This window comes from Paenibacillus sp. Root52 (assembly GCF_001426865.1).
GTDB lineage: Bacteria > Bacillota > Bacilli > Paenibacillales > Paenibacillaceae > Paenibacillus.
In genome coordinates, this window is record NZ_LMFO01000023.1 from 644,249 (window position 1) to 650,843 (window position 6,595).

3 protein-coding genes, 1 rRNA gene and 1 riboswitch are annotated in these 6,595 nt (G+C 45.8%); all 4 genes read left to right on the plus strand.

Going from position 1 to position 6,595, the window contains the following annotated elements; all coding sequences use genetic code 11:
* Window positions 1–53: 53 nt before the first annotated feature.
* The 4 genes from guaA (at window position 54) to ASD24_RS20765 (ending at window position 6,575) form a co-directional block, all read left to right on the plus strand.
* Window positions 54–1,592, plus strand: a complete 1,539-nt coding sequence (gene guaA, locus ASD24_RS20750) for a glutamine-hydrolyzing GMP synthase (protein WP_056699868.1) — start codon at window positions 54–56, stop codon at window positions 1,590–1,592.
* A gap of 290 nt (window positions 1,593–1,882) precedes the next feature.
* Window positions 1,883–2,134 carry a hypothetical protein gene (locus tag ASD24_RS20755; RefSeq protein ID WP_056699871.1) on the plus strand — a complete coding sequence of 84 codons (252 nt, stop codon included), beginning with the start codon at window positions 1,883–1,885 and terminating at the stop codon, window positions 2,132–2,134.
* Window positions 2,135–2,549: 415 nt separating this feature from the next.
* Window positions 2,550–2,649: riboswitch (purine riboswitch) on the plus strand.
* Between the two features lie 179 nt (window positions 2,650–2,828).
* Window positions 2,829–4,205, plus strand: coding sequence for an NCS2 family permease (locus ASD24_RS20760; RefSeq protein ID WP_056699874.1), 1,377 nt, complete (start codon window positions 2,829–2,831; stop codon window positions 4,203–4,205).
* Window positions 4,206–5,022: 817 nt separating this feature from the next.
* Window positions 5,023–6,575, plus strand: a 16S ribosomal RNA gene (locus tag ASD24_RS20765).
* Window positions 6,576–6,595 lie beyond the last annotated feature (20 nt).

The following is a 6,595-nucleotide window of genomic DNA, read 5'->3' on the forward strand; positions in this document are numbered from 1 at the left end:
GTATGTTTTGTCGTTGCGTATAATTAGTTTCATTAATTGAGGGAGGCACGGTAATGAATAAGCAGAATGAAATTGTGGTTGTCCTTGACTTTGGGGGCCAATACAACCAGTTAATCGCCAGAAGAATCCGGGATCTTGGCGTATACAGCGAGCTTTTGCCGTATAATACACCGGCTGAGAAGATCGCAGAAATGTCACCAAAAGGGATCGTATTCTCGGGAGGTCCATCCAGTGTGTACGCTGAGAATGCACCTCACGTAGATCCAGGTGTATATGATCTTGGACTTCCAATATTCGGAATCTGTTATGGTATGCAGCTTATGGCACAACAGCTTGAAGGTAAAGTAGAACGTTCCGAGAAGCGTGAGTACGGTAAAGCAGATCTTGAGTTTGCTGCAGGTGCAGCATTGGCACAAGGTATTGAAGGCGAACATACTGTATGGATGAGTCATGGTGACCATGTTGTTACGCTTCCTCCGGGATTCAAACTGGATGCAGGCACGGAAAGTGCGCCAATCGCTGCAATGAGTAACGATGAGCGCAAATTGTATGCTGTTCAGTTCCACCCAGAAGTACGTCACTCTATTCGTGGTAACGACATGATTAGCAACTTCTTGTTTAATATCTGTGGTTGCGAAGGCAACTGGACCATGGAGACTTTCATCGATGACACGATCAGAGACATCCGCGAAAAAGTAGGCGACGGTAAAGTGCTGTGCGCACTCAGCGGTGGTGTAGATTCTTCCGTTGTAGCTGCTTTGTTGCACAAAGCGATCGGTGATCAACTGACATGTATGTTTATCGACCACGGTCTGTTGCGCAAAGGCGAAGCGGAAAGCGTAATGGAGACGTTTGTTGGCAAATTCGACATGAAAGTTGTCAAAATTGATGCACAAGAGCGTTTCATGTCCAAGCTGGCTGGTGTGGATGATCCCGAACAAAAACGTAAAATTATCGGTAACGAGTTTATTTACGTATTTGACGAAGAGTCCAAGCAGTTTGACGATTTCACATTCCTAGCACAAGGTACACTCTACACGGACATCGTAGAAAGTGGTACAGCAACAGCGCAGACCATCAAGTCTCACCACAACGTGGGCGGTCTGCCAGAAGACATGAACTTCAAACTCATCGAACCTTTGAACACGCTGTTCAAGGATGAAGTGCGTAAAGTAGGTACAGAGTGCGGCCTGCCGGACGAAATTGTACACCGTCAACCTTTCCCAGGACCAGGTCTTGCGATCCGTGTTCTTGGTGAAGTGACGGAAGAGAAACTTACGATTGTTCGTGATTCCGACTACATCTTGCGTGAAGAGATCGCCAAGGCTGGTCTTGACCGCGAAATCTGGCAATACTTCACAGCACTACCGAACATGAAGAGTGTTGGCGTTATGGGTGATGCACGTACGTATTCTTACACTGTAGGTATCCGTGCTGTAACATCCATCGATGGTATGACAGCAGACTGGGCACGTATCCCTTGGGACGTATTGGAGAAAATCTCCGTGCGGATCGTTAACGAAGTGGATAACGTAAACCGTATCGTCTATGACGTAACTTCCAAACCACCTGCAACAATTGAGTGGGAATAGTTAAATAAACTAAACACTAGAGAAGCTTGGGGAGCCTTATTTTAATAAGGTTTCTGCCAAGCTTTTTTTGTTTTATGGCATTAACTTTAAGGATTCAATACGACTCGAGATTTGGCGGTTCGGAATAATTCCGTTGCAGTGGAAGTGTGGGAGTATAGGATAGTACATCTGAGCTTACATATATCTCTGTTCTTCATCTCCTTTTTAGGCTTACTTCAGATTCTTTTCAGGTTTGAGTTCTATACTGAGTACATACTAAGGCAATTGGCTACTGAAAGGAGATTGAGTGTATGCGTAAAACCGACAATATGAGCAAATGGAAGATGGGCATTGGAAGTGCATTTCTGATGGTGATGCTGGCAGGATGCGGTTCGGGTGTGCAGGATCTGGCTTCCGGTTCCGGTGATTTTTCATTTGTGAACTTAGAGGCAGCGGATGCATCTTCCGATCAGACCAGAAACCAGGAAGTACCCTCTGAAGTTACAGCGAACACAGATCAGGATCAAAACAAGCTACTCGATGCTTCGCAGACAGAAATATAACCTTAGGACTGTTTAAGGAAAATAGCTGACTATGTTACAAGTTAATCATGTGCTTAATATTAAATTTTGCTCTAATAAAAGACAGGCCTATCGTTTATAAAAGAATAATTGTATTGTTCATCTTCTGCTCATGCTCCTATGAACACAAGCTACCTTTATCGAAGCATTGATTGTGCTTTGAAAAGGGTAGCTTTTTTAATGTGCATTTAACTATCCGAAACGATATGAAGTCTGACCAAATGGACATATTCTACTAGAAAAACAGCTGAGAAACTCGAAGGTAAATGGTTTGTAAACCGCTAACTTGGTTCTTTCTGTTAAATAATACGAACGATATGGAGGTAGTTTAGAAATAACATTCGTTTTTATCATTGACAAAATAGAACCCGCCCTCCTAAAATAGTGATGGGAAACAAACAAATAGCGCATACTAATTCGTATAATCCTGGGGATTGGCCCGGGAGTCTCTACGAGATCACCCTAATGATCTGGCTACGAAGAGGAGCAGGCTAAGCACATAAATTCTACATGGTTGCGTCTTACATCACGCACGCACATTAGAATTTTTTTGTTCTTGGTCAAAAGGCTTTAGTGCCGCTCCTAGTCAAGCTGAGCTCTGGGGATATAACATCTTCAGGGTCATTTGTCGTTTTTCAATATGGCTTCAACATCTCTAAGGGGGAGTAAGTGAATTATGGATCGTTTCTTTAAACTCAAAGAAAACGGAACAAATGTTAGAACGGAGATTGTTGCGGGTCTGACCACCTTTATGACAATGGCTTACATTCTTTTTGTAAACACGTTGTTTCTAGGTTCTAGTGGGGCGGGAATGTCCGATAATGCAGTATTTTTTGCAACGGCCGTCGGCGCTGGATTAATGACGATTATTATGGGATTGTTCGTAAATATTCCGATTGCGCTCGCACCGGGCATGGGATTGAACGCGTACTTCATGACAGTGGTTCTTAGCTCGAATGGTGCAATTACTTGGCAGGCAGCTCTTGGAGCTGTGTTCCTTTCAGGTATCGTGTTCATCATTTTGACCGTGACAAGAGTACGGCAAATGTTGCTCGTTGCAGTTCCGCAATCGATTAAAATGGCTATCACAGTCGGTATTGGTTTGTTTATTACGATTATTGGTTTCAAATTGGCTAACTTGGTAGCAGTAACCGTGAACGTAGCGCCAGATGCAGATCTGAGTCAGCCGATTCCGGGTAGTAGCTTTAACCTTTCACTCGGTAACTTCGTAACACATCACGATGCACTGCTTGCTCTTATTGGTTTGTTGCTTATTGCAATTCTGATGGTTATGCGGATCAAAGGAGCTCTCTTGATTGGAATCGTGGCAACAACGCTGATCGGGATTCCGATGGGAGTTACTAATCTGAGTGGGTTGACTGGTGCGAGCTGGTTGCCTAACTTCAGTGACCTGGCAGTAGGACAATTGGATCTTAAAGGCGCAATTAGCTTAGGTCTGTTTGAAATCATCTTTATCTTTACCTTTGTTGAATTGTTCGACACGTTCGGCACCATGGTAGGGACGGCGACACGTATGGGCATTATGAAAGATAAGAAAAAAGGCGAGAAAACGATCGGTAAAGCGATGCTCGTCGATGCAGTTGGTGTCAGCGCAGGTGCTGCACTGGGTACAAGTACAATTACTGCATATGTTGAGAGTGCTTCTGGTGTTGAAGCAGGTGGACGTACAGGACTGACTTCTGTAACTACGGGTCTATTGTTTATCCTCGCTTTGTTCATCGCTCCACTGGCACTAGTTGTTCCTTCTGCTGCAACTGCTCCAGCGCTGATCATTGTAGGTGTGTTGATGATGAGTCAGGTTCGCAGTATTGAATGGGATGACTTCCTACAAGCCTTCCCTGCATTCCTTACCATTGTGCTGATGCCTTTCACAGGTGGAATTGCGAACGGGATCTCTGCGGGTATCGTATCTTATGTAATCTTGGCGGTATTCAGCAACTTGGTAACAGAACGCAAAGTGAAGATTCACTGGTTGATGTGGATCTTAGCGATTATCGTAATATGCCGGTATGTATTTATGGGTGGCGAATAGTCGGGCGATTAGCAATGAATACGTACCAAAATTGAAGAAGAAGCTAATGCGATGGTATCTTGCCAGAGTGTTAGCTTTTTTTGTTTCCTTCTATATATAAACAAGAAGAGATTAAACATCGTTGATATGGCATGTAGCTTATGCTTTCACTTCAATGCTGGCAATTAAAGAAGTGAAATATACATGCAGAGATAGTTGTAGTGTAGTGGCCGGGAAAAGGTGGACTATGAAACGATGGAGATATGAACTTGCGACGAGAGTAAAGAGAAGGAATTAGCTCCTGAATGATTAGATCGAACTCTGGGAACGTATAATATAGGAACAATCTAACTTAGAGAAACTATATATTATAGAAGAAGCTTATCTTCTGAGAGGAATCGATTAAGGAAATTGATTTTATTTCGAAAAAAAGCTTGCGTTCTAAATCTGTACATGGTATATTCTAATTCCGGCCAAGAAAAYACGAGAAACACGGTGCGGCAAGCAAACAAAATAAGCTTCGAAAGAAACTYAAAAAAAGAGCTTGCAAAGTTGGTTCGGATGTGATAAGATATAAAAGTTGCTGACGAGAACGAATGTCGGCGCTGAAATAAGTTTGATCTTTGAAAACTGAACAACGAGTGAGTAACGATCTTGCTTGCAAGATCGACGCTGAGAAATCGTACATGTCTTCGGACTGGATGATTTCGAAGCACAAATGAGATTTTTAATCTCGTCAGWTTCAAAATGAGCTAATCGCTCTTTTCAATACTTTATTGGAGAGTTTGATCCTGGCTCAGGACGGATTCAAAATGAGCTAATCGCTCTTTTCAATACTTTATTGGAGAGTTTGATCCTGGCTCAGGACGAACGCTGGCGGCATGCCTAATACATGCAAGTCGAGCGGACTTGAWGAGAAGCTTGCTTCTCTGATGGTTAGCGGCGGACGGGTGAGTAACACGTAGGCAACCTGCCCTCAAGCTTGGGACAACTACCGGAAACGGTAGCTAATACCGAATACTTGTTTTCTTCGCCTGAAGGAAACTGGAAAGAYGGAGCAATCTRTCACTTGAGGATGGGCCTGCGGCGCATTAGCTAGTTGGTGAGGTAACGGCTCACCAAGGCGACGATGCGTAGCCGACCTGAGAGGGTGATCGGCCACACTGGGACTGAGACACGGCYCAGACTCCTACGGGAGGCAGCAGTAGGGAATCTTCCGCAATRGGCGAAAGCCTGACGGAGCAATGCCGCGTGAGTGATGAAGGTTTTCGGATCGTAAAGCTCTGTTGCCAGGGAAGAACGCTTAGGAGAGTAACTGCTCCTGAGGTGACGGTACCTGAGAAGAAAGCCCCGGCTAACTACGTGCCAGCAGCCGCGGTAATACGTAGGGGGCAAGCGTTGTCCGGAATTATTGGGCGTAAAGCGCGCGCAGGCGGTCATTTAAGTCTGGTGTTTAATCCCGGGGCTCAACCCCGGATCGCACTGGAAACTGGGTGACTTGAGTGCAGAAGAGGAGAGTGGAATTCCACGTGTAGCGGTGAAATGCGTAGATATGTGGAGGAACACCAGTGGCGAAGGCGACTCTCTGGGCTGTAACTGACGCTGAGGCGCGAAAGCGTGGGGAGCAAACAGGATTAGATACCCTGGTAGTCCACGCCGTAAACGATGAGTGCTAGGTGTTAGGGGTTTCGATACCCTTGGTGCCGAAGTTAACACATTAAGCACTCCGCCTGGGGAGTACGGTCGCAAGACTGAAACTCAAAGGAATTGACGGGGACCCGCACAAGCAGTGGAGTATGTGGTTTAATTCGAAGCAACGCGAAGAACCTTACCAGGTCTTGACATCYSWMTGACCGGTRCAGAGATGTACCTTTYCTTCGGRACAKWSRAGACAGGTGGTGCATGGTTGTCGTCAGCTCGTGTCGTGAGATGTTGGGTTAAGTCCCGCAACGAGCGCAACCCTTATATTTAGTTGCCAGCACTTYGGGTGGGCACTCTAGATAGACTGCCGGTGACAAACCGGAGGAAGGTGGGGATGACGTCAAATCATCATGCCCCTTATGACCTGGGCTACACACGTACTACAATGGCCGGTACAACGGGCTGCGAAAYCGCGAGGTGGAGCCAATCCCAACAAAGCCGGTCTCAGTTCGGATTGCAGGCTGCAACTCGCCTGCATGAAGTCGGAATTGCTAGTAATCGCGGATCAGCATGCCGCGGTGAATACGTTCCCGGGTCTTGTACACACCGCCCGTCACACCACGAGAGTTTATAACACCCGAAGTCGGTGGGGTAACCGCAAGGAGCCAGCCGCCGAAGGTGGGATAGATGATTGGGGTGAAGTCGTAACAAGGTAGCCGTATCGGAAGGTGCGGCTGGATCACCTCCTTTCTATGGAGAATCGTTTCCCG

What these genes read in the sequence shown, in the direction of transcription:
- guaA (WP_056699868.1), top strand. Translation starts at nt 54, where the DNA reads ATGAATAAGCAGAATGAAATTGTGGTTGTCCTTGACTTTGGGGGCCAA.
- ASD24_RS20755 (WP_056699871.1), top strand. Translation starts at nt 1,883, where the DNA reads ATGCGTAAAACCGACAATATGAGCAAATGGAAGATGGGCATTGGAAGT.
- ASD24_RS20760 (WP_056699874.1), top strand. Translation starts at nt 2,829, where the DNA reads ATGGATCGTTTCTTTAAACTCAAAGAAAACGGAACAAATGTTAGAACG.